We start from the raw sequence: 17,686 nt of genomic DNA, 5'->3' as shown, positions 1-17,686 counted from the left end.
CTACGGTCCCCTGGGGCCAAGGCCGCGCAACATGATGACTAGGCCCCCCGGGTGCAAGCCCATTTTTTGTTCCAGGGGCGATTATTCCGCATAGCGGCCACGCAACACCCTGATGTCATGTGTCATATGTCAGCGTGTCAGGGGCCGCCTTGCAGCGCTTTTAATTTCTCCGGCAGCGACGCGGCCAGGTTCACCTCCCGCTTCGACCGTCCGATGTCGCCCTCTGTCCGGATCGGCTCGGCGGTCAGCAGGCGGAACATGTCGCCCAGCGGTCCGGCGCCGACCCGGCTCGCGTACTTCTCGCGCAGCGCCGTGAGTCCGGGCTCATCCCCGCCCCGCTCGGTCGCGGTCGCCAGGCGCAGCAGCGTGCGTGTCGCGGCTTCGTCGAGCGCGCCCTCCGGCGGCACCGCCAGCGCGGCGTACGCCAGCCAGGCCTGCTCGGCGTCGGCCCAGTCCTTGGCGTTTTCCAGAATTTGCGCCCGTGCGGCGGTTGCCTTCGGCGTTTTCATGTCGGCCAGGATCGCCGCCGCACCGCTCGGGTTACCCTGTCGTGCCACGGCGTTGGCGCGTAGCACGGCACGCTGCTCGACCAGATCCGGCGGCAGATTGCTACCCTCGGATGCATCGAGTGTCGTCAGGACACCGGCATCGTCGTTCTGCCGCGCTTCCAGCGCCGCAAGCCTGGCACCCACGCGCGCCTTCGCGACATCCGACTTCGCCGATTGCATCAACTTTTCCAGCAGCGGCTTCGCGCGTTCCGGCAGATCCAGTGCCAGCAGCCGATCGGCCAGGGGCTCGGCGAGGGCCTCCTGATCCTTCGGGTCGGCCATCAGATCGGCGTTCTCGTCCAGCATGGCGACAAAATCGAGCGCATTCATCTTCTGCGACGCCGGATCCCGTATCATGCCGGCGAACATGTCCTTCAGCCGCTGATGCACAGCGGCCGCCTGGTCCGGGAAATCCGTCTCGGCCTGCCGCAGCATGGCCAGCCCCTCGCGCCAGGCGCCGGACTGTCCGCGCAGGTCCGCAATCCGTTCCCGCAGGTTCAGTTCCCGCTCACCGCCCCGCCAGGCATAAAGCAGCTTGTCCAGCGCATCGGCGGCGTGCGCCGTGTCGATCCTGTGCGCCGCCAGGCGCAGCTCCACGGCCCGTATCGCGGCGCGGGCATGGTCGAACTGGTCAGGACCGTTGGCCAGCGCGTCGAGCATGGCCAGGGCACGATCCGTGTCACCTTCAGCCTGCACCCGCAGAGCCCGGGCATAGGCCAGCTTGGGGTCATCCGGCCGCAGGTCGAGCAGGCGCGCCGCCGCGGCGACCTCGCCGCCCTTAAGCATCGTCTCCAGGATCAGCGGCAGGATACGGTCCCGGATGGCCGGCGGATATTGCAGTGCCAGAGGCGCGGTCGAGGCAAAGACCGACGCCGCGGCGGGCGAGCCGGGATCCTGCATGGCCTGCCGTACCGCGCGCCACAAGGCGATTTCGTCCGTTCCGGTCAGCCGCGGGTCGTCCAGCCCCTGGGCCTCGTCAGGTCGCCCGGCCAGCAATGCGGCGATTGCGGTCAGGGCCTCGGTGTCAGCCGATGCCGCCTCACGCGGGTCCTGATCGGCCGCGACCTGCAGCACTCCCTGCGCCTCGGCTTCCATACCCAGGGACATCATGGTTTCGGCCGCGGTCCGCCGTTTCGGCCCGCGTGCCATTGGCGGGGCCATGGCCGCATTGAATGTCTGCTCGTCCAGCTGCCGCAGCAAAGCGTCCGGCGGCATCATCGAGAAGCGCAGGCGCCGGGTCAGGTTGTCCGCATCCGCCGGCCCGTCCGCCCCGCTTTCGGGCGAGGACAGCGCGAGGCCGCCTGAGTCGGTCTCCAGGCTGAACCCGCCCGGCGTGGTCTTCAGCACCAGCCTGTCTGACAGCGGCTCGATCACAACGCCCTGCAAGGTTGGCCGCAGGATGAACTCGGTCGTCCGGCGGAAATTCACGACTGCTTGTCCGGCGCGGCGTTGTGTGCCGACGAGCAAGGTGGCGCCTGTCACCGGGTCCGCCATGCTGACGACGTCGCTCGCCTGTCCAGCCGGAAAATTCAGGTGTCCTGCCACGTTGACGGCGGGAATGGATTGCGGTCTGGCGGGGACCGTCAGCGCGGCAACCCGCCATCCCTGCGGCGTCGCCGACAGTCCAACCGAGACAGAGGAAGAGTGCGGCAACCCGATCAGGGTGCCGGCGGCAAGAGGCTGCGCGAAGGCCTGCCCGAAGACCGGATCACCTTTCAGTTCGGCCAGGTCGATCGGCTGCCGTTCATCGAACACCAGATAGGTGACATCCTGTTCGCGGAACGCCGCCGCCCCGGTTGAGGTGCTGAACGGCAGCAGAATGACCGAGCCGGCCTGGTTTCCGGGCAGTTGGTCGCGCCGCGCGACCAGCCGTTTCGATGCGTCCGTTGCGGGTGCCGGGTCCCGGACCGTTGCCGGCTGCCGCGCCACTCCGGGTGCCGCCGGTTCGGGCGCAGGTGGCGCCGCCGGCACCTGCGGGGGTGTCTGCACAGGCGTAGTGCCTGTGGAGCCGGCCGTTGGGCCGCTTGGCTGGTCCTTGGCAACCGGCGGCGCCAGCGCTGCCTGCGCGACCTGGCGCCCGCCCAGTTCCGGGGATCTGGTCATGGACGAGAATACAGGTGGATGTTCCTCGGCGTTCCCGGGGGCGTTCCCGGGGGCGTTCCCGGGGGTGTTCCCGGGGGCTTTCCCAGGGGCGGATCCACCGTGGCCCTTATGCGCATGCCTGGCGGCCTGTGCGTGGCCAGGTCCCATCACATCGATCACAAAACGATCCCCGATGCGGCCCGGCCGGATCGTGCAGCCGCTTCGGATGGTCAGCTCGATAGCCTGGTCCCCGGTTCTGATCGAGACCACGTTTCGCGGCGGCGGCGGCGGCCTGCCGAGGGCGACGGGCGAAAGGAAGCGGACGACAACACGGTCACCGGCCTGGTCGATGCGGTAAGCCGCCCTGGCATCCGTGTCGATAACGATGCGGCCGAAACCGGGATGATCGCCGGCCCGGATCATGGTTATGGCGTCCGGCTGCGCCATTGCGGCAGGTCCGCCGGAGGCTGCCGCCAGGACAGCAAGCATCGCGGCGGCCACATGGCCTCGTAACGGCCCTCGCAGTCTCATTCAAAGCTGGCCATCAGCTTGTCGATGTCCGACTGATCCATGGCGTGAGCTGGAAGCTGTGGCCCGTTCAGGAGATCGGGCTCGGCCGGCGTGGCAGGTTTGTGCGCCTCGCGCTCCAGTCCCTCGGTGGACGAGCCGAACGTGCTGATGATCTGCGCGACCTTGGCTTCGATGGTCTTGAGGGTCGTTACGACCTTGGTAATGCGCTGCCCGGTAATGTCCTGGAAGCTGCACGCCTCGTAGATGCGGGTCGTCGCAGTCTGGAGCTTCGCCGCTGGATCGCCGCTGATGGTCGCCGACACCTCGTCGAGCGTCTCACAGCTCTCCAGGATCGAATGCGTCGCCTGGGCGGTATGATCCACGATGGCATCCAGCTCGTCCGTGGCGAACGGGATATCGCGATCCGTGATGTCGTCCACCCGCAGTGTCGCGATTTCCGCCTTTGCGGTTGCGATGGTGCGCCCGAGCTCCTCGACTTCCCGCAGCAGCTTTGCTTCCTTCACCGTCAGGTCGTCACTGATCGTCGTCAACACGGCGCGCACTACCTCCGTAAACATTTCCGGCTCGACTTCAGGCTGCTGTGCCCGGATCGCGGCCAGCCTCGCCTTCAGCGCTTCGATCCTGGCTTGGCCCGTGTCGTCGGTGGGATCAGGCATGGCTGAGCACTTTCTCGATCTTGTCCTTCAGCGTTTCGGCGTTGAACGGCTTGACGATGTAGTTCGACACGCCGGCCGCCTTGGCCGCGACGACGTTCTCGGCCTTGCTTTCCGCCGTGATCATGATGAACGGCATGGCCTTCAGGCGGTTGTCGGCCCGGACTTCCTGCAGCAGTTGCAGGCCCGTCATCGGCTGCATGTTCCAGTCGCTGATCACCAGGCCGAAATTGCCGCCGCGCAGCTTCGACAGCGCTTCCGCGCCGTCCGTCGCTTCCTCGACATTGTTGAATTCGATCTGCTTCAGCAGGTTGCGGATGATCCGCAACATGGTCTTGTAGTCGTCCACGATCAGCACGTTCATGGACTTGTCGATTGCCATTTTCGCTTTCTCCTCTCGCAGTCGCCTTCAGCCACCCGAAGCCTTTTCGCCGGCGGAACCGGGCGCCGGCTCCGCGCCATCTGCGGCATTGTTTCGACCGGTTCGCATCTGAGCCAGTTCCGCGGTCACCTCACGCGCCCTTTCCGGGGCCATGGCCGCCATGATGGCTGCCGCCTTGGCGTCCTTCATCCGGTCGACCACCTGGAGCAGCACCGGCATCGACAGGTCATTGAAGATCACCGCCGCGTCCCTTGGCTTCATCGCTTCGTACAGCTTGACGAGGCCTTGCCAGCCGGCGTCCTCCTTCTGCTTCTGGGCGGCGTCCAGGCCTTCCAGTTGCTTCTGCAGCGCTTGCAGTTCAGCGACACGCGCTGCGACCTTCGCTTCTGCCGCCGCCAGGACGGATTCCCGTTCCGCCAGCGCTTCGGCCCGCGCGTCCAGTTCCTTCCGCCGCTGCCGCAGGTCCAGCAGAATGGCCTTCTCGCTCTCGCTGATCGGCGGATCTGCCGGTGCCGCAGCCTGGGGAGACGGGGTCTGGTCCGCCGCGGGCCCGGCCGTCGGCCTGGCGGCGCCTTTGGCGCTGTCCGTTTCCGCTCCCACCGCGCTGGCAATCGCCATCATCGCCCGGTCGGGCCGGTGATCCGCGGTCAACGCCGCTTCCAGAATGTCGCCGCTCTTGACCAGCAGCAGCGCCGCAAGCGTCGTGATGGTCATCGGCAGCAGGCGTGGGGCAGGAATCTTCAGCATCATCGGGCCATCCGCAATGCCTGGAGAATGTCCCGCTCGACCTGGCTGTGGCTGGCTGGTGGCGCTGGGTCATCGCCTCTGGCGGGCTTTTGCGCCAACGGCCGCGCTTCCCGCACCAATGCCTCCAGCCGATCGGCGAGGCGGTCTCCGCGTTCTGTCAGGAATGCAAGATCATCCTTGAGCGAAACGGACTTCGCGAACTGGGTCTCCAGCTGCCGCCCGGCACCGTCGGCCGCGGAACGGAGCCGCTGGATGCCGCTTTCCGCCTGCTGGGTACTGGCCGCAAAGCCCGTCACCAGCTTCTCGAGCGAGGCCCGGTCGCGTCTCAGCCTGACCAGGGCGCGCTCGAGCCTGATCGCGTGAAACAACGTCACGACCAGCAACCCGACCAGGACAAGTTCCAAAGCCCATTCCATGTCCACGACTGTGGCAGGCAAACGTTAACAAATGGTGAGCGTGCCGGCGTGTCCGCATCTTTTCTTGCCCGGTACGGCCCGCCGGAAATGCCGACCCCCATTGGATGGGACAGAAGGCACTCCGGCTTTTGTCCCGGCCACCATCGGCGAGGATGGGGACTGAAGCCGGGGCGGGCGGTGGCAGTGCCTCCCGCGGAACCGTCCGTGCTTGCTCATTCTTCCTTGATTTTCAACACGGAGAAGACGGAGGGCGCACGAAGCGCCACGGAGACCGGACCATGCTGGCTATGCGGGACCGGACACGCCGCATCCCTGAACTGGCGATCAAAGCGCATCGCAGCAGCGGCTGGCCTGTTCGAGGCGATTTATGCTTTGTACCTTTCGCACGGCCTGCGCCGTGTCATTGGCTGACTCGTTCACACCCTTCGTGGTCCTCGGTGGTCCTTCGGGTTCTCCTATGAAATTGCGGACCCGCAGGCGCCAATGGCAGGGCGGAGCCAGGTCGTCTCCCTATCGTCATGGCCGGGTGTGTCCCGGCCATCTGCGCACAGGCGGCGGGGGTGGATGGCCGGGACACGCCCGGCCATGACGGTGAGAGAACGGGTCTCGCCCATTTTCCGCCATCGCGGCGCCGGAGCCGCCGGCTGGCCAACTCCGTGTTAAAAATCGGTCGCCAATCCAGGCTCCGCCGCTGCCTTGACACGTCCGGGACCACAGTGCCGCTCGTTGCAAGGGTTGAGGGAATGGCGGCGGTGTCTTCGGCGGCCGGTACTAGCCGCGATCCGGCTGGTGCGCGCGGGACAGCTCGTTCTCGATCTTGACCGCGACGTGGTTGTTCTTCTGGCCGACCCGGCCCTCGAACAAGGCGATCGAGCCGCACCGGACGGTCACGATCCCGCCCGGGACAGTATTGAGCAGAAGCTGATGACCCGGCTTCAAGGCAATCACGTCAGACAAACGCATGACATGCTCATCCAGCACGACAGACAGCTCGACTTCGGTGTTCCAGAGCTGCTCGGCGAGATGGGTTTCCCAGATCGAATCGCGGCCGAATTTTTCGCCCATGAACTGCTGCAGCAGCAGTTCGCGCACGGGTTCGAGCGTCGCGTATGGCAGCAGCAGTTCCACGCGGCCGCCGCGATCCTCCATGTCGATGCGCAGTCGCGCCAGGATGGCCGCGTTCGACAGGCGGCTGATCGTGGCGAAGCGTGGATTGACCTCCAGCCGCTCGAACCGGAAGGTCACCGGACAGAGCGGATCGAAGCTGGTGGACAGGTCGGTCAGCACCACCTGGATCAGCCGCTCGACCAGCGTGCGCTCGATCGTGGTATAGGGGCGGCCCTCGATCCGCATGGCGGCGGTGCCGCGCCGGCCGCCCAGCAGCACGTCGACGATCGAGTAGATCATCGCTGAATCGATGACCATCAGGCCCTGGTTGTCCCACTCCTCGGCCTTGAACACCGCCAGCATGGCCGGCAGCGGGATCGAGTTCAGGTAGTCGCCGAACCGCAGCGAGATGATGTTGTCGATGCCGACTTCGACGTTGTCCGAGGTGAAGTTGCGCAGGCTGGTGGACATGATGCGGACCAGCCGGTCGAATACGATCTCCAGCATCGGCAGGCGCTCGTAGGAGACGAGGCCGGACTGGATGATCTTCTGCATGCCCGTCCGGTCTTCGCCGGAAGCCGGGCCGTTGTCGAAGCCAAGCAGGCTGTCGATTTCCGCCTGGTTCAGCACGCGCGCGGCCTGGGCGCTGTCCACCGCAGGCTCGGTGCCGGTCTCCGCGCCCCAGGCGGCGGCAAGATCCTCGTCGGACTGCTGGGGCGTATCGCTCATTGGATGATCATCTGGGTGAACAGGACATCGCTGATCCTGGCCGGCGCCACCGCGACGTTGGCGCGGGCCAGCAGTTCCTCGCGCAGCCGGTAGGTTCCGGCCGAGCCGCGCAGTTCGTCCGGCCGCATCTCCCGGAGATAGGTCTGCATGAGGTCCTGCAGCCGCGGCATCACTGCCTTGACCTTGGCGACGTCATCGGGCTTTGGCACTTCCACCCGCACAACGACCTTGATGTAGCTCGCGCGATGCGTGCCGCTGTTCAGGTTGGCAACCATTTCCGGCACATCGACATAGGTCGGCGGAGGAGGCGGCTCCTCCACATGCGCCTTCGGCTTGTCCATGCCAAGCAGGTGCGGCAGGACGCCGCTGAACCACAGGCCAGCGAGGGCCAGGACCAGGACAACCGGAATGGCGATCAGGATCAGCTTGCGCTTGCCGGACGCCTGTTTGGGCTGTTCGGCGACATCTTCCGCGGCGGGCTCTTCCGGGGCACTCATGCAGGACAGGATGCCAGACAACCGTTAACGAATGGTTGACGGACATTCCGGTGTCGGATCACCCAGGACGGGTCTATTGTGCCGGGCGGCAGGATTTGCCGGGTCAAAGCGGCATCCGCTGCTGAACCGCACGCTGCGGCCCGCGGATTGGCGCGCGTTTCCGGCCGCCGCGGCTCTGGCACGGCGCTTGCGGACGACGCGCGTATGGACATCACGACCGCACTCGCTGCCTCACGGCTGGTCGCGCAGCAACGCGCGATGGACGTCACCGCGAACAACCTGGCCAACGCCAGTACGCCGGGCTTCCGGGCCGAGCGCGTCCAGTTCAGCGCCTGGATCGACCGCCAGCCGTCCGGGTCAACCGTGCCGGGCGACCGCACCGTCGCCTATACCCAGGACCGCGCAACCTGGCGGGAGCAGCAGCCGGGCACGATCACACACACCGGCAACCCCTTCGACCTTGCGCTGAGCAGCGACGGCTACTTCACCGTCAATACCAAGGCCGGTCCACGGCTGACCCGCGACGGGCGGTTCGGACCAATGCCGAACGGCATGCTGGCGGACGGCAGGGGCAATCCCGTGCTCGATGTCGCCGGCAAGCCGATCCGGCTTTCGCCGACGGATACGCGGATCACCATCGCCAGTGACGGCTCCATCAGCTCGGAAAACGGACCGGTCGGCAAGATCGGCGTCGTGCGGCCGAACGATCCGATGAAGATGCGGGCCGAGGGAGCAACCAACTTCGTGTCCGACAGCCCGACCTCTCCGGTCGCGTCGCCCGGCATCGTGCAGGGCGCGGTCGAGGACTCCAATGTCCAGCCGGTGATGGAGGTCACGCGGATGACGAACGACCTGCGTGAGTTCGAGTTCGTCACGCAGCTTGTCCAGGCGGAAAGCGACCGCCAGCAGACCATGATCGACAAGCTGCTGCCGCCGGGTTCGTAAGGCCGGCATTTTTGGATCAACAGGAGGTTGATGCATGCGTTCGCTCGATATCGCCGGCACCGGGATGCAGGCCCAGCAGACCAATGTCGAAGTCATTTCCAACAACATGGCCAACATGACCACCACGGGCTTCAAGCGCTCGCGGGCTGAATTCCAGGACCTGATCTACCAGAACCTGCGCCGCGTCGGCTCTGACAGTTCCGACAGCGGGACGATCGTGCCGTCCGGCGCCCAGGTCGGGCTCGGGGTCAAGACGGCGGCCATCTACCGGATCAACGAGCAGGGCAACCTGCAGCAAACCTCCAACTCCCTGGACCTGGCGATCCAGGGCAATGGTTACTTCCAGATTACGTTGCCCAGTGGCCAGACAGCCTATACGCGGGACGGAACCTTCGCGCTCGGGGCAGACGGCACGATCGTCACGGCGGACGGCTATACGGTTCAGCCCGGGCTGCAGATTCCCACGGGGGCAACCGGGGTGACGATCAATACCTCCGGCCAGGTGCAGGCGACGATTGCCGGCCAGACGGCGCCGCAGACCATCGGGCAGCTTCAGCTTGCGGTGTTTCCCAATGAAGCCGGTCTCGACGCGCAGGGCGGGAACCTGTTCATGCAGACCGCGGCCTCGGGCTCGCCGGTCACCGGCAACCCTGGTTCGCCGGGCTTCGGCTCGGTCATGCAGGGGTTCGTCGAGACCTCCAACGTCAACGTGGTGACCGAGATCACCAACCTGATCACCGCCCAGCGCGCCTATGAGATGAACAGCAAGGTGATCACCACCAGCGACGAGATGCTGTCCACCCTGACCAATCTGCGGTAATCCGATGCGCTTCCTGGCGGCATTGTTCGCCGTGGCGCTGTCGATCGAGGCGCACGCGGCATCCTTGCGGACCATGACGACGCTGCACGGTCCCAACGTCTATCTCCGCGATCTGTTCGACAACGCCGGGCGCTATGCCGATCGGCTGCTGGGACCGGGACCGGCGCCGGGCGGACGGATCGTGGTCCAGGCGCCGCAACTGGATGCGATTGCGCGCCAGTATGACGTTCACTGGCGCTCGATCTCCGAAGGGGATCGCGCCGTGCTGGAGTGGCCCGGCCAGCCACTGTCGAAAGACATTGTCCTGGACGCGCTGCGGGCTGAGATAAAGGCGACCGGCGAGGCGGGCGAGTTCGATATCGACATGCCGGATTTCGTGCCGCCGGTCATTCCTGCCGAGGCAACGCCTGTCCCGACGGTGTCGCAACTCGACCTCGACAGCAACACCGGTCGCTTTTCGGCAATGCTGGTGGTGACCGGGAAGGCGATGAACCGGGTGCAAATGCCGCTCAGTGGCCGCGTTGCAGAAGTGGTCGAGGCGCCGGTCTGCGCCACCCGCCTGCTGCCGGAGACGGTCATCCGTGCCGGCGATCTCAGGATGGGGCGGATCAGGAAGACCTTGCTGCAGTATGAAATTGCCCGTTCGATCGACAGGATTGTCGGCATGCAGCTTCGCCGACCGGTTGCCGCCGGCATGCCGATCCGCCTGGAGGATCTGGTCCGGCCTGTGCTGGTTCAACGCGGCGGGGTCGTTCGCCTGGAACTGCAGGCGGCCGACCTGTTCATTTCGAGCCAGGCGGTGGCGCTGGAGGCCGGCGCGGCCGGCGACATTATCCGCGTGCAGCCGAAGAGCTCGAGCGCAGCGGTCACGGCCCAGGTGACCGCCCCCGACCAGGTGAGCGTGATCATCCAGCCGGCCAGGCTGAGCAGCCGGAATGCGGCCCTGCAATGAACATCCGGCGGCTTCTTCCCTGCGTCCTTTCCGTCATGCTGCTGAGCGGTTGCGGCCTTCTCACCCGCCTGTCCGAGGTCGGGCGGGATCCGGCGATGACGCCGACGGCGGACCCCACCAAGGACCCGTCATGGCGCCCGGTCTCCATGCCGATGCCCAGGCGGGAGCCCACGCCGAACGAGCCGAACGCGCTCTGGCGGTCCGGGTCACGCGCCTTCTTCAAGGACCAGCGCGCCGCGCAGGTGGGCGATATCGTCACGGTGGTGGTCAACATGAACGATGCCGCCAACCTGAAGAACGTCACGTCCGCCAACCGGACCAGCACCGAGTCCGCCGGATTGCCGAATTTCTTCGGACTCGAGGCCATGATCCCGAAAACGGTCACGGCGTCGAGCCTGGTCTCCGCGAGCAGCGCCAACAACAACACCGGGACCGGCCAGATCCAGCGCACGGAGGCGGTGACGCTGCGGCTGGCAGGCGTCGTCACGCAGGTCCTGCCCAACGGCAACCTTGTCGTCGCCGCCCATCAGGAATTCATGGTCAACGGTGAATTGCGGGATCTTCGGATTACCGGGGTCGTCCGCCCGCAGGACATCGCATCCGACAACACGGTGACGCACGATCGCATGGCGGAAGCGCGCATTTCCTATGGCGGTCGAGGGCAATTGACGGATCTGCAGCGTGCCCGCTGGGGCGAGCAGATGCTGGATATTTTGATGCCGTTCTAGAATGTCCCGGCTCTGATTGCAGTGCCGGAAGAATGACCGCTGGTCCGGCTGACCCCGGCGCAGGGGTGGACCTGACCTCGATTCCGGCTTTTGACAACGAAACCCGGGAAGCCACAGGTCGTGGCGAGGCACACGCTGCCTCCCCCCAACGGTTCGGCAGGAACATGGAACGGAGGCAGCGTGCCGGCGAAGCTTACCTCGCCGGAGCGGTCGCGGCCGGTGCTTCGGTAGCCGGCGCCATCTCGGTCGGCGCGGCAGCGGCCGGCGCCGGTGCGGCCGCTCTCGACTTCCTGGTTCTGACGTGTACGACCTGGCCACGGATCTCGCCGCCCGGATGAGCGGCGGTATGGATGTTGACGTAGATCCTGCCGGACCGCAGCTCCTTGAGCTGCTGCTCGGTCAGGGTGATCGAACCGCTGACGGGACTTGCGGGATTCGAGCCGTCGATGGGCGCGATCACACCGGCGGTCTGCCGGCGCGTCGCCGGGCCATGAAAATGAGCACCGGTGACAGGGCCGCTCAGGCCTTCAAAAGTCAGTGTGTACTTCAGTTCCTTCGTTGCCGAATCGACCGTGGCTTCGAGTTTGCCCGATCCCTTGGTTTGCACCTTCGGCACCTCGTTGCGGCCAGACAGGGTAGCCGTGTAGCTCATCGTCGCGGCGGAGGCGGACGCGACGAAGGCCGCCGCAACCGCGGCCGCCAGAACAACTCTCAGAAGCATGGTGGTCTCCCGTATGAAAAGGGAACACCGGCCGCGAAGCCGGAGCAATGACGGCTTGTCCGCAGCCGTCACTGAAGTCACGGTATCCCACGAAATGAAGGAATCTGTCATGCCTTTGCCGATTGGCCCGAAGGTCGATCCGACACCGCGTCCGCTGCCCGCGCGCGTTCCGATCCGCGGGCAGTACGCTTCGCTTGAGCCTTTGCACCGGCGCCATGCCGCGGAACTCTGGCGGTCCGCCCAGGGCGCGGACGAAACCTGGACCTACCTCGGAGCTGGTCCGTTCGCCTCCGCCGAGGCCATGGCGCGGCAGGTCATGGACCTCGCCGCGACCCATGACCCGATGCTGTGGGCGGTGCGTCCCGTCACCACAGGCGTGGTGGCAGGCTGGCTCGCGCTGATGGACATCCAGCCGAAGAACGCATCGATCGAGATCGGCAACATCTGGTTCAGCCCCGGCCTGCAGCGCACGCGCGCCGCGACCGAGGCCATGTTCCTGTTGCTGAAGCTGGCCGCGGACGACCTGGGCTACCGCCGCATGGTATGGAAATGCAATGCGTTGAATGCGCCATCCAAACGCGCGGCCGAACGTTTGGGCTTCACCTATGAAGGACGACACCGGATGCACATGATCGTCAAAGGACGCCAGCGCGACACCGACTGGTACAGTCTTGTCGGGGAGGAGTGGCCGCCCTGCCGCGACGCGCTGCTGGCCTGGCTCGATCCCTCCAACTTCGCCGCCGACGGCACGGCCCTGCGCGGCCTGGCGGACCTGCGGAGCCAGCGCGCATGATCGGAACCAGCCTGCTGCCGTGGCGCCGGCCTCGCCTGAACGTGATCATCCTGCACGGCATCATCGCGCCTCGGCCGGGGATGCTGAATGCCGACTCGGCCCGGCCGCTGATCGAAAAAGCCTTTGCTTCGGCGGGCCGCCGGCCAGTCATCCTCGACATCGAAAGCCCCGGCGGATCGCCGGTGCAGTCCGAGCTGATCGCCGGCATGATCCGCTCCCACGCCGAACGCACCGGAGTGCGCGTTCATGCGGTGATTCGGGAGATGGGGGCGTCCGGCGGCTACTGGCTCGCCTGCGCGGGCGACGAGATCCACGCCAGCCCCATGAGCATCGTCGGCTCCATCGGCGTCGTCGGCGGCGGCTTCGGCTTTCCCGGCCTGCTGCACCGGTTCGGCATCGAGCGCCGGATCTACACCGCCGGCCGCAACAAGGTGCGGCTCGATCCGTTCAGTCCGGAAAAGCCCGAGGATGTCGCCTTCGTCAAGGATCTGATGGAGAAGCTGCACGTCCGCTTCAAGGACTGGGTGCGCAGTCGGCGTGGCGCGCGCCTGAAGGCGGATGACGACACCCTGTTCGACGGCGGCTTCATGCTTGGCGAGCAGGCGCTGGAACTCGGCCTGATCGACGGGTTCTCGACGGTGGACGATCTGGTGCGCCAGCTTGGCGGCGACCGCGCGCGTCCGCGCCGGATCGCGCCGAAACGGTCGCGGCTGCTGGGGCGCCTGCCGCGCCTGACCCTGGACGCGCTGCTGGATGCGCTGGAAGATCGGAGCTGGCGGATCACGCTGCGCTAAAAGACACACAGGAGGAGACACATGCGTGCTGCGGTATTCCGGAAAGGCTCGATCGTCGTCGATACGCTCCCGGATCCGAAGCCGGTGGAAGGACAGGTGCTGGTACGTACGGTCGCCTGCGGGATCTGCGGATCGGATCTGCACGCCGCCAAACACACGCATCAGTTTGTGAATTTGGCACAGCGCGCCGGCAACCGCTGGTCGATGGATGCGGACCGGGACGTGGTCTTCGGACACGAATTCTGCTGTGAGGTGGTGGAGTACGGGCCGCGCACGCCGCCGCGCCTCGCGCCCGGCACGCTGGTCTGCTCGATGCCGATGACGCTCGCCGGCGAAACGGTGCAGGGGATCGGCTACTCCAACGACATTGCCGGTGGGTTCGCGCAATACATGCCGCTGGCCGATCGGCTTGTGTTGGCCGTGCCGAACGGCCTGCCGGCGTCCAGCGCCGCGCTGACCGAGCCGATAGCGGTCGGCTGGCACGCCGTGCAGCACGCGCGGCTGACGGCGGAGGACGTGCCTCTGGTCGTCGGCTGCGGCCCGGTCGGGCTGGCGGTGATCGCCGGGCTGGCGATCCGGAACATCCATCCCATCATCGCCGCCGATTTTTCACCCACGCGGCGCGCCCTGGCGCTGAAGATGGGCGCCGATATCGTCATCGACCCCGCGCAGAACTCGCCCTATGAAACCTGGCTGCAGGCGGCGAAGCCCGAGGGCTATGACGGCGGCCGCTACGCCCAGTTGTTCGGGCTCAGCCCGAAGCTGCGTCCGGCGGTGATTTTTGAATGCGTCGGTGTGCCCGGCGTGATTCAGCAGATCATCGAGGGCGCGCCCCCGTCGGCCCGGGTCGTCGTTGTGGGCGTCTGCATGGAAACCGACCGGTTCGAGCCGTTCTTCGGCATCGTCAAGCAGCTGAATGTCCAGTTCGTGCTCGCCTACACGCCGCAGGAGTTTGCCGAGAGCCTGCACCATATCGCCGAGGGCAGGGTGGACGTGACGCCGCTGATCACCGGGACGGTCGGGCTGGAGGGGGTGGACAATGCCTTCGCGGACCTGGCGAATCCGGAACGTCACGCCAAAGTGCTGGTTGATCCCTGGCAGTAAGGGGAAGTCGCCGTCGTTCTCTCTCCGGCACGGCCGGGACACGCCCCATGCGTGTCAGAATGAGCGAACTGGCGGAGCAAGGGCTTCTCCCCATCGTCATGGCCGGGCGTGTCCCCATATGTAGCAGGATAACCGGCATGGCGGAGCAAGGGCTTCTCCCTCACCGTCATGGCCGGGCGGCAGTCCCGGCCATCCGCGCTTCGACGGCGGGGGGGTGGATGGCCGGGACACGCCCGGCCATGACGGTGAGAGAACGGCCGCGGCACCAAATCCTCCTTCAGCCGCCGTCTTATCCTGCTACATATGGGGGCACGCCCGGCTATGACGATGGGGAGACGACCTTGCTCGGACGGGCCCTTGGCGCTCATGTGCATGGGAGCTGTGACAACCAGTGCCACGACACGCCACCGTCGATCAGCACGCACGCGGCGGAGTTCAGTCCTGACTGGGTGCAACCTCCGCAATGAACGTGACATCACCGGTCGCGACATCCGGATCACCGGGCCCATCCATCGCGACGATATGCCCGTTTCCCTGCAACGCGATCCACACCGTATCCAGCTTCGCCGCATGCTCGGCTTCCGCAATTACGTCCTTCGGCACCTTCGGCCATAACGTTTCATTCAGAACCTTGATTCGATCCATATCACCCTCCCGGTCTACGGCATGGTAACGCATCGGGTCTCGCAGCGGTTCAAGCCACCCGTCATCGGACCACCTTCACCAGCGGCAGCGATGCCAGCAGCCTCCGCTCATCGCCGCGGAAATCATCCATCACCCGGGACTCCCGGTCGAACACCATCGTTGCGCGGGTGGCGGATGAAAACGGCGGCCATTTCGGAATGGCGCCGTTGTCGGGACTCCCGTTTCTGGCGAAGGCAATCCAGGTGGCGCTCATCTGGTCAGCCAGAATCTGTGGTTCCGGCCCGGTTCCCACCAGTGACGCCGATCTGGCGACATTGTCGAAGACCAGGGGCACATCGAGCAAATGCGGCGATCCCCATTTGCCGCCATCGACCGGCGTCTTCCAGTCCAGCTCATATAGCCAGACCGGCGCCCCACCCTGGGCCGCCTTGCGCTCCGCCTGCGCCCAGGCCTGCTGCCGCACGCGCCGATCGGCGGTGATGGCAAAATACAGGCCGGACGGCGAGGCGGACGGCATGATGCGGCGGAATCCGGCCACAATCACGGGGATTTCCTTCTCCGGTATCCACGCGCCGAGGCGCCTGGTCAGCGTCGCCTCATCCATGTGGAAATCCTCGGGCGCATGCGATGCCAGCAGCGTTGTCGTCTCGGTTCCCGTGGTGCCTACGATCATCGGGATCGCGGCCGACACGGCCGGCGCGTCCGGCTGCCACGGTCCCTTCGGCAGCACGATGCCATCGACCACCGGGCTGTAGTTCGGCTTCGGGCCGGGCGCCTGCATCACCGTCTTCAGGCCGGCCACCAGCTTGTCCGGCGGCAGCCGCGCCAGGCGTTGCAATTCCGTTGGCTTCACATCCACCGCCGACAGGAACGCCAGCGCATGTTTCGTCGCCTCGGCCGGCGTCAGCCCCTCCAGGTGCGAGCCGCTCTGCACGATCGCCTTGTGGAACAGCCCGCGCGCCTGCGGCATGGCGAGCAGCGTGCTGACCTTCGCGCCGCCGCCCGACTGGCCGAAGATCGTGACGTTGGCGGGGTCGCCGCCGAACGCCATGATGTTCTCGTGCACCCAGTGCAAGGCGGCAATCAGGTCGAGCATGCCGGCATTGCCCGACTCCGCATACTCGCTGCTGCCGAGCCGTCCCAGGTACAGGAAGCCGAACACGTTCAGCCGGTGATTGACCGTCACCACCACGACATCGCCGCGCTGGCACAGGCGTGTGCCGTCGTACACGTTGCGCGACCCGGAGCCGGCGGAAAACCCGCCGCCGTGCAGCCAGACCATCACCGGCCGCTTCCGCTGGTCGTACAGCGCCGGGGTCCAGACGTTCAGCACAAGGCAATCCTCGCTGGCTTCCTTGTCGGTCGTCCAGGATGCCGCATAGCTGGCGCGCGCGGCGGGAAGCTGCGGACACATCGGCCCATAAGCGATCGCGTCGCGCACGCCCGTCCAGTTCTTCGCCGGTTTCGGTGGGTGGAAGCGGTTCAGGCCGGCGGTGCTCGCGGCGTAGGGAATGCCCTTGAACACCTTGATCCCGTCCTCGAGCGCGCCGCGCACCTTGCCGCGATGCGTCTCCGTAACGATATTCGGGGGCGGCGCCGGCTTTTTTCCTTTCATCGCCGGTGCCCCAAGGACCGGACCGGCAGACAGGGCGGCAGCCGCCAGACCCAGAAGGCGTCGCCGCCCGGCCGGCATCAGCCGCGGCCGATCCAGGGCATCTTCGTCGCCATGATGGTGACGAACTGCACGTTCGATTCCAGCGGCAGGTTCGCCATGAACGCCACCTGCTGGCCGACATGGTTGACGTCCATCCGCGGCTCCACCGCGATCTGTCCGTTCGGCTGCAACTGGCCCTCGGTGGACTTCGCCGTCATCGGCGTGGCGGCGTTGCCGATGTCGATCTGGCCGCAGCAGATGTCGTATTGCCGCCCGTCCAGCGCGATCGTCTTGGTCAGGCCGGTGACCGCATGCTTGGTCGAGGTGTAGGCGACGGACCCCGGCCGCGGGTTGTGGGCCGAGATCGAGCCGTTGTTGATGATCCGCCCGCCGCGCGGCTGCTGGTCGCGCATCATCCGGAAGGCCGCGTTGGCGCAGAGGAACATGGCGTCGAGGTTGATCGCGCAGACCTTGCGCCACATCTCGAAGGTGAAATCGCCGAAATTGGTCTGCGGCACGTTGCCGCCGGCGTTGTTGAACAGCATGTCCAGCCGGCCGAAGGTCGATTTCACCTTGGCGAACAGGGCGTCGACCTGCGCCGGATCAGTGACGTCCGTCGGCACCACCAGCGAGTTGTCGCTGGTTGCCAGGGCGGCGGTCTCCTCCAGCGCGTCCTGGCGGCGGCCGACCAGCGCGACCGACCAGCCTCCGTCCAGCAGCGCCAGGGCCGAGGCGCGCCCGATCCCGCTGCCGGCTCCGGTGATGATGGCGATCCGATCTGTCATTGGTTTCCTCTCCCCGTGTGAATCGGCGGCATATTGGACCGCGGTTGCCGCAG

Annotated in this window: 19 protein-coding genes; 8 read left to right on the top strand and 11 right to left on the bottom strand. The window is 66.3% G+C overall.

Translation table 11 applies throughout. The features are described from left to right. Positions 1-137 precede the first annotated feature (137 nt). Positions 138-2,651 carry a hypothetical protein gene (locus CCS01_RS29485; protein ID WP_146102025.1) on the bottom strand — a complete coding sequence of 838 codons (2,514 nt, stop codon included), beginning with the start codon at positions 2,649-2,651 and terminating at the stop codon, positions 138-140. An 18-nt stretch (positions 2,652-2,669) separates the two neighbouring features. Here CCS01_RS29485 and CCS01_RS29480 point away from each other — a divergent pair, with 18 nt between their 5' ends. After that, on the top strand, positions 2,670-3,143 hold the full coding sequence (locus tag CCS01_RS29480; protein WP_146102024.1) for a hypothetical protein: 474 nt from the start codon (positions 2,670-2,672) through the stop codon (positions 3,141-3,143). 14 nt (positions 3,144-3,157) lie between these two features. Here CCS01_RS29480 and CCS01_RS29475 read toward each other — a convergent pair whose 3' ends face one another. The 6 genes from CCS01_RS29475 to CCS01_RS29450 all read right to left on the bottom strand — a co-directional run bounded on the left by CCS01_RS29475 (position 3,158) and on the right by CCS01_RS29450 (position 7,692). Further along, complete coding sequence (locus CCS01_RS29475; protein ID WP_104522346.1) at positions 3,158-3,817, bottom strand: protein phosphatase CheZ; 660 nt, start codon at positions 3,815-3,817, stop codon at positions 3,158-3,160. Then, on the bottom strand, positions 3,810-4,196 hold the full coding sequence (locus CCS01_RS29470; protein WP_104522345.1) for a chemotaxis response regulator CheY: 387 nt from the start codon (positions 4,194-4,196) through the stop codon (positions 3,810-3,812). The genes CCS01_RS29475 and CCS01_RS29470 overlap by 8 nt, the downstream gene beginning before the upstream one ends. A 27-nt stretch (positions 4,197-4,223) precedes the next feature. Beyond that, a complete protein-coding gene (locus tag CCS01_RS29465) occupies positions 4,224-4,946 on the bottom strand; it encodes a MotE family protein (protein ID WP_104522344.1) in 723 nt (240 codons plus the stop codon). After that, positions 4,943-5,347, bottom strand: coding sequence for a DUF6468 domain-containing protein (locus CCS01_RS29460; protein WP_104522343.1), 405 nt, complete (start codon positions 5,345-5,347; stop codon positions 4,943-4,945). The genes CCS01_RS29465 and CCS01_RS29460 overlap by 4 nt, the downstream gene beginning before the upstream one ends. A gap of 783 nt (positions 5,348-6,130) precedes the next feature. Next, complete coding sequence (fliM, locus tag CCS01_RS29455; protein ID WP_104522342.1) at positions 6,131-7,195, bottom strand: flagellar motor switch protein FliM; 1,065 nt, start codon at positions 7,193-7,195, stop codon at positions 6,131-6,133. Continuing rightward, positions 7,192-7,692 (bottom strand): flagellar basal body-associated FliL family protein, encoded by a 501-nt coding sequence (locus CCS01_RS29450; RefSeq protein WP_104522341.1) that lies wholly within the window; start codon positions 7,690-7,692, stop codon positions 7,192-7,194. The genes fliM and CCS01_RS29450 overlap by 4 nt, the downstream gene beginning before the upstream one ends. Positions 7,693-7,896: 204 nt before the next feature. On the opposite strand from CCS01_RS29450, the gene CCS01_RS29445 reads away from it, so the two are divergent. The 4 genes from CCS01_RS29445 to flgH are packed head-to-tail and all read left to right on the top strand — an operon-like array spanning position 7,897 to position 11,137. Beyond that, positions 7,897-8,637: a flagellar hook-basal body complex protein gene (locus CCS01_RS29445; protein WP_146102022.1), complete on the top strand. Its 741-nt coding sequence runs from the start codon at positions 7,897-7,899 to the stop codon at positions 8,635-8,637. A gap of 34 nt (positions 8,638-8,671) precedes the next feature. After that, positions 8,672-9,457 carry a flagellar basal-body rod protein FlgG gene (gene flgG / locus CCS01_RS29440; RefSeq protein ID WP_104522339.1) on the top strand — a complete coding sequence of 262 codons (786 nt, stop codon included), beginning with the start codon at positions 8,672-8,674 and terminating at the stop codon, positions 9,455-9,457. A gap of 4 nt (positions 9,458-9,461) precedes the next feature. Beyond that, the gene (gene flgA, locus CCS01_RS29435) at positions 9,462-10,409 is read left to right on the top strand and encodes a flagellar basal body P-ring formation chaperone FlgA (RefSeq protein ID WP_104522338.1); all 948 of its coding nucleotides are present in this window, start codon (positions 9,462-9,464) and stop codon (positions 10,407-10,409) included. Beyond that, positions 10,406-11,137 carry a flagellar basal body L-ring protein FlgH gene (flgH, locus tag CCS01_RS29430; RefSeq protein WP_104522337.1) on the top strand — a complete coding sequence of 244 codons (732 nt, stop codon included), beginning with the start codon at positions 10,406-10,408 and terminating at the stop codon, positions 11,135-11,137. Before flgA ends, flgH begins: the two co-directional genes overlap by 4 nt. A 193-nt stretch (positions 11,138-11,330) precedes the next feature. Here flgH and CCS01_RS29425 read toward each other — a convergent pair whose 3' ends face one another. Continuing rightward, the gene (locus CCS01_RS29425) at positions 11,331-11,858 is read right to left on the bottom strand and encodes a CHRD domain-containing protein (protein ID WP_104522336.1); all 528 of its coding nucleotides are present in this window, start codon (positions 11,856-11,858) and stop codon (positions 11,331-11,333) included. A gap of 109 nt (positions 11,859-11,967) precedes the next feature. On the opposite strand from CCS01_RS29425, the gene CCS01_RS29420 reads away from it, so the two are divergent. Genes CCS01_RS29420 through CCS01_RS29410 form a run of 3 tightly spaced genes read left to right on the top strand, consistent with a single transcriptional unit; the run spans position 11,968 to position 14,549 of the window. Further along, the gene (locus CCS01_RS29420; RefSeq protein WP_239992453.1) at positions 11,968-12,651 is read left to right on the top strand and encodes a GNAT family N-acetyltransferase; all 684 of its coding nucleotides are present in this window, start codon (positions 11,968-11,970) and stop codon (positions 12,649-12,651) included. Then, on the top strand, positions 12,648-13,445 hold the full coding sequence (locus CCS01_RS29415; protein WP_104522334.1) for a S49 family peptidase: 798 nt from the start codon (positions 12,648-12,650) through the stop codon (positions 13,443-13,445). The genes CCS01_RS29420 and CCS01_RS29415 overlap by 4 nt, the downstream gene beginning before the upstream one ends. Positions 13,446-13,466: 21 nt before the next feature. Beyond that, a complete protein-coding gene (locus CCS01_RS29410; protein ID WP_104522333.1) occupies positions 13,467-14,549 on the top strand; it encodes a zinc-binding dehydrogenase in 1,083 nt (360 codons plus the stop codon). A 435-nt stretch (positions 14,550-14,984) separates the two neighbouring features. Here CCS01_RS29410 and CCS01_RS29405 read toward each other — a convergent pair whose 3' ends face one another. From CCS01_RS29405 to CCS01_RS29395, 3 genes are all read right to left on the bottom strand, one after another. Next, positions 14,985-15,194 (bottom strand): hypothetical protein, encoded by a 210-nt coding sequence (locus CCS01_RS29405; protein ID WP_104522332.1) that lies wholly within the window; start codon positions 15,192-15,194, stop codon positions 14,985-14,987. 61 nt (positions 15,195-15,255) lie between these two features. After that, positions 15,256-16,809 (bottom strand): carboxylesterase/lipase family protein, encoded by a 1,554-nt coding sequence (locus tag CCS01_RS29400; RefSeq protein ID WP_204848468.1) that lies wholly within the window; start codon positions 16,807-16,809, stop codon positions 15,256-15,258. A gap of 77 nt (positions 16,810-16,886) precedes the next feature. After that, positions 16,887-17,633 (bottom strand): SDR family oxidoreductase, encoded by a 747-nt coding sequence (locus CCS01_RS29395; RefSeq protein ID WP_104522330.1) that lies wholly within the window; start codon positions 17,631-17,633, stop codon positions 16,887-16,889. Between the last annotated feature and the right edge of the window lie 53 nt (positions 17,634-17,686).

The organism is Rhodopila globiformis (assembly GCF_002937115.1).
Lineage (GTDB): Bacteria > Pseudomonadota > Alphaproteobacteria > Acetobacterales > Acetobacteraceae > Rhodopila > Rhodopila globiformis.
Note: the sequence above shows the minus strand (reverse complement) of the source record. Positions and strands in the feature narration are given on the sequence as shown.

Excerpts from the sequence above, each read along its gene's own strand:
- CCS01_RS29485 (WP_146102025.1), bottom strand. The coding sequence starts at position 2,651 with ATGACCAGATCCCCGGAACTGGGCGGGCGCCAGGTCGCGCAGGCAGCG.
- CCS01_RS29480 (WP_146102024.1), top strand. The coding sequence starts at position 2,670 with ATGTTCCTCGGCGTTCCCGGGGGCGTTCCCGGGGGCGTTCCCGGGGGT.
- CCS01_RS29475 (WP_104522346.1), bottom strand. The coding sequence starts at position 3,817 with ATGCCTGATCCCACCGACGACACGGGCCAAGCCAGGATCGAAGCGCTG.
- CCS01_RS29470 (WP_104522345.1), bottom strand. The coding sequence starts at position 4,196 with ATGGCAATCGACAAGTCCATGAACGTGCTGATCGTGGACGACTACAAG.
- CCS01_RS29465 (WP_104522344.1), bottom strand. The coding sequence starts at position 4,946 with ATGATGCTGAAGATTCCTGCCCCACGCCTGCTGCCGATGACCATCACG.
- fliM (WP_104522342.1), bottom strand. The coding sequence starts at position 7,195 with ATGAGCGATACGCCCCAGCAGTCCGACGAGGATCTTGCCGCCGCCTGG.
- CCS01_RS29450 (WP_104522341.1), bottom strand. The coding sequence starts at position 7,692 with ATGAGTGCCCCGGAAGAGCCCGCCGCGGAAGATGTCGCCGAACAGCCC.
- CCS01_RS29445 (WP_146102022.1), top strand. The coding sequence starts at position 7,897 with ATGGACATCACGACCGCACTCGCTGCCTCACGGCTGGTCGCGCAGCAA.
- flgG (WP_104522339.1), top strand. The coding sequence starts at position 8,672 with ATGCGTTCGCTCGATATCGCCGGCACCGGGATGCAGGCCCAGCAGACC.
- flgA (WP_104522338.1), top strand. The coding sequence starts at position 9,462 with ATGCGCTTCCTGGCGGCATTGTTCGCCGTGGCGCTGTCGATCGAGGCG.
- flgH (WP_104522337.1), top strand. The coding sequence starts at position 10,406 with ATGAACATCCGGCGGCTTCTTCCCTGCGTCCTTTCCGTCATGCTGCTG.
- CCS01_RS29425 (WP_104522336.1), bottom strand. The coding sequence starts at position 11,858 with ATGCTTCTGAGAGTTGTTCTGGCGGCCGCGGTTGCGGCGGCCTTCGTC.
- CCS01_RS29420 (WP_239992453.1), top strand. The coding sequence starts at position 11,968 with ATGCCTTTGCCGATTGGCCCGAAGGTCGATCCGACACCGCGTCCGCTG.
- CCS01_RS29415 (WP_104522334.1), top strand. The coding sequence starts at position 12,648 with ATGATCGGAACCAGCCTGCTGCCGTGGCGCCGGCCTCGCCTGAACGTG.
- CCS01_RS29410 (WP_104522333.1), top strand. The coding sequence starts at position 13,467 with ATGCGTGCTGCGGTATTCCGGAAAGGCTCGATCGTCGTCGATACGCTC.
- CCS01_RS29405 (WP_104522332.1), bottom strand. The coding sequence starts at position 15,194 with ATGGATCGAATCAAGGTTCTGAATGAAACGTTATGGCCGAAGGTGCCG.
- CCS01_RS29400 (WP_204848468.1), bottom strand. The coding sequence starts at position 16,809 with ATGAAAGGAAAAAAGCCGGCGCCGCCCCCGAATATCGTTACGGAGACG.
- CCS01_RS29395 (WP_104522330.1), bottom strand. The coding sequence starts at position 17,633 with ATGACAGATCGGATCGCCATCATCACCGGAGCCGGCAGCGGGATCGGG.